This window comes from Acetatifactor sp., from assembly GCF_982438285.1.
In genome coordinates this window covers 1-3,093 of sequence record NZ_CEWDFQ010000346.1, presented here as the reverse complement: position 1 = coordinate 3,093, position 3,093 = coordinate 1, and the positions used below count along the sequence as shown (strand labels likewise).

At 46.0% G+C, this 3,093-nt stretch carries 5 protein-coding genes; all 5 read right to left on the bottom strand.

The genetic code is table 11. From position 1 onward, the window contains the following. Positions 1 to 104: 104 nt before the first annotated feature. Entirely contained in the window at positions 105 to 827 is a 723-nt protein-coding gene (locus tag AC1WIP_RS13625) for a lysophospholipid acyltransferase family protein (RefSeq protein ID WP_481142338.1), read from the bottom strand. Between the two features lie 25 nt (positions 828 to 852). After that, the gene (locus tag AC1WIP_RS13620; protein WP_481142337.1) at positions 853 to 1,404 is read right to left on the bottom strand and encodes a Fe-S-containing hydro-lyase; all 552 of its coding nucleotides are present in this window, start codon (positions 1,402 to 1,404) and stop codon (positions 853 to 855) included. A 31-nt stretch (positions 1,405 to 1,435) separates the two neighbouring features. Beyond that, positions 1,436 to 2,278, bottom strand: coding sequence for a fumarate hydratase (locus AC1WIP_RS13615; protein WP_481142336.1), 843 nt, complete (start codon positions 2,276 to 2,278; stop codon positions 1,436 to 1,438). Between the two features lie 9 nt (positions 2,279 to 2,287). Continuing rightward, entirely contained in the window at positions 2,288 to 2,698 is a 411-nt protein-coding gene (locus AC1WIP_RS13610) for an HIT family protein (RefSeq protein ID WP_481142335.1), read from the bottom strand. A gap of 40 nt (positions 2,699 to 2,738) precedes the next feature. Beyond that, positions 2,739 to 3,093: SCP2 sterol-binding domain-containing protein (locus AC1WIP_RS13605; protein ID WP_481142334.1), on the bottom strand; the 355-nt coding region annotated here is incomplete at its 5' end.

Here is a 3,093-nt window from a genome sequence, read left to right as displayed (position 1 = left end):
AGAGGTACTTCAGGATTATTTACAGTCAATGTAACAAATGTTTGACAAACCTACATTTTTTCATTTTATCATATCCCGTGCAACAATTCAGCCCGCGTCCATTCTCAAAGCTGCGTCTGGGATTCAGCCATTGCAATAGCCTCCTCTATCCTTCTTTTCACCTCAGCCCCGATTTCTGTTGTTTTCATGCCTGCATATTCTTCATAATACAGGGGCGGCAGATAGATCAGCTTCACCGTCACCGGCCGGATGGAATTCTCGTCAAAGGGCTTGAAAGAATCAATTAAAGCGCACGGCACAATGGGACATTTTGCTTTTACCGCGCTCTTAAAGGTTCCTCCTTTAAAAGGGAGAAGCCTGTTTCCCATTTTGCTTCTGGTCCCCTCTGCAAAAATCAGAAAATTTCTTCCTTTTTTCACCTCTTGTGTTACCTGGTTAATTACCTGCATGGACTGTCTTATATCTTCTCTGTCAATAGGGATTGCCCTTAACGCAGCTACCACCTGTTTTAGCAAAATCACATTGCTTGCTTCCTTCTTTATCACAAAGGAAAAAGGCACCGGGCAGGAATCCAAAAACACCAGCACATCAAATAGGCCCTGATGATTGGGAAAAAATATAAACCCGTTCTCCCTGGGGATATTTTCCAATCCATATGCCTCAATTTTTACCCTTCCCGCATGATTTGCTGCTTTTGTAACCTTTTTTACCCGTGCATAGGCTTCATCCAGGGTAATGCTCTCATCCTTTCCGCATTTCCAGATCAGGTAAAAATAATAAGGCACTTTCCAAAGAAGCCGCAGCACCATCAAAATAATACGTTTCATCTATGCTCTCCTGCTTTCAAGCAAATTATTCTCTGCAATACTCCTCTATTGCGGTCTCGTATAAATCATTTCCCTGAGAGTCAATCACTACAATCGCAGGAAAATCTTTGATCTCCAGCCGACGGATGGCCTCTGTACCCAAATCATCATACGCTACCACCTCTGATTTGGTGACAGCGCGGGCCAGCAGCGCTCCAGCCCCTCCCACAGCGGCAAAGTAAACGGCTCCATTTCTTACAATAGCCTCTTTCACCTCCGGCGTCCTCTTACCCTTTCCTATCATTCCCTTTAGACCAAGGTCCAAAAGTGAAGGTGTATATCTATCCATTCTGCCTGCCGTCGTTGGGCCTGCAGACCCTATGGGACGCCCCTCTCTCGCAGGCGAAGGCCCCATATAATAGATCACACTGTTCTTCATTTCTATGGGAAGCGCTTCTCCTCTCTGCAGCACCTCATACATTCTTTTATGAGCTGCATCTCTTGCCGTATATATGATCCCCGTTAAATACACATAGTCTCCAGCACGCAGCTTGGCTGCATCCGCATCACTTAACGGTACATTAATGTACTTGTTCATACTTTCCATTCCTTCCGTCCCCGTTCCTTCGTCAAAGTACTCTTGTTACATGACGGTTTACATGACAGCAAATATTCACTGCCACAGGCAGCCCAGCAATATGAGTAGCATAGGTTTCCACGTTAACCGCCAATGCCGTTATGCTTCCTCCAAGTCCTCCAGGGCCGATTCCCAGGCTATTGATCTTCTCTAGGATTTCCTCCTCCAGCTCACGAACATAAGGGATCTCGGAACGCTTTTTTACGGAACGGATAAGTGCCTTTTTTGCCAGCAGTGCGCACTTCTCAAAGGTGCCTCCAATTCCCACTCCTACCACCATAGGCGGGCAGGCATTGGGTCCTGCTTCCTTCACCGCCGTCAGAACAGCCTGCTTGATTCCCTCTATTCCGTCCGCCGGCTTCAGCATGAACACCCTGCTCATATTTTCACTGCCGAATCCTTTTGGAGCCACTGTAATCGTTACCCCGTCTCCTTGCACAATTTCATAATACACCACCGCCGGTGTGTTATCCTTTGTATTTTCCCGCAAAATGGGGTCACGCACCACAGATTTGCGCAGAAATCCTTCTGTGTAGCCCTGGCGCACTCCTTCATTGACGGCATCTTCCAGAAACCCTCCTTCAAAATGCACATCCTGGCCAATTTCCATAAAAATCACTGCCATTCCCGTATCCTGGCAGATGGGAATCCAATCTTTCCCCGCAATGTCCATGTTTTCCTGCAGCTGCCCTAATATTTTTCTTCCAAGAGGCGCTTTCTCGGCATCAGCCGCTCTTTTCATAGCTTCCTTCATATCCTCTGAAAGGAAATAATTGGCCTCAATACACATTTCTTTGATGTTGCGGGTCACTTCACTCACGTCCACTGTTCTCATGGTATTCCATTACTCCAAAATCTGCTTTCTAACCTCTTCCAGTTCCTCCTGAGAAGGTTTCCCAGGCACCCAGTTAATATTCTGTCCGTCCCCTTTATACCGAGGAATTAAATGAATATGAAAATGTTCTACTGTCTGTCCTGCAGCCTCCCCATTGTTCTGTACCAGATTGATGCCGTCACAGTTTAACTTCTCAGTCAAAAGACTTGCCATCTTCTTTGCAAGGATCATCGCATCCCCCGCCAGCTTTTCGGGAAGTTCATATAAATTTGCAGCATGATCTTTGGGCAGAATGAGGGAATGCCCCTTGGCTGCCGGTCCAAGATCAAGAATCACTCGAAACTTTTCGTCCTCATACAAAGACTTTGATGGAATCTCCCCATTTGCAATTTTACAAAAAATACAATCTGCTTTTTTCATCTTTTCCTCCTTTTTCAGGAAATGTCCTTACACTGTCTGTTTATACACTTTTTCTCTCCTCAAAGGGAAACAGCACATCCAACATCCGAAGGGTTCTGAAATCGCCCTTTACCTTCATTGCCCCTGACATAAATGCCCTCTGGAAGGTCATTCTTCCGTTCACAATATCCTCCAACGTGATTTTGTCGGTCTGAATTTCCACCTCCGGCTGCTTAGGTGCTCCATAAACACATTCCATATGAGGCCCCTTTACAGTCAAAATCAATTTGTCCTTTTTATCGTCTATGCCGATGGCATATTCCGCTTCAAAGCCAGCCTGAGGCCGAAAGCATTTTTCAAAGTTCTGCCGGTATTCCTCCTCCGTTTCGAGTACCCATTCCACATCCAGGTAATAC